This window comes from Streptomyces sp. NRRL S-87 (assembly GCF_000719335.1).
Taxonomy (GTDB): Bacteria; Actinomycetota; Actinomycetes; order Streptomycetales; family Streptomycetaceae; genus Streptomyces.
This window is the reverse complement of the sequence record NZ_JOGB01000244.1, coordinates 1-221: the sequence shown is the minus strand read 5'-3', so window position 1 is coordinate 221 and position 221 is coordinate 1. Positions and strand designations below refer to the sequence as shown.

Annotated in this window: 1 protein-coding gene; it reads left to right on the top strand. The window is 73.8% G+C overall.

Annotation, left to right across the window (positions count from 1 at the left end; translation table 11 throughout):
• Window positions 1–221 (top strand): beta-ketoacyl synthase N-terminal-like domain-containing protein (locus tag IF43_RS37655; RefSeq protein ID WP_037891803.1); only part of this gene is annotated, 221 nt, incomplete at both ends.

Below are 221 nucleotides of genomic sequence, written 5' to 3'. Positions count from 1 at the left end.
TTCGGGCTGGAGGGCCCGGCGGTGACGGTGGACACGGCGTGCTCGTCGTCGCTGGTCGCGCTGCACTGGGCGATCCAGGCGCTGCGCAACGGCGAGTGCGACATGGCGCTCGCCGGCGGTGTCGCGATCATGGCGACCCCGGAGACGTTCGTCGACTTCAGCCGCCAGCGCGGGCTCGCCGCGGACGGGCGCTGCAAGTCGTTCGCGGAGGGTGCGGACGG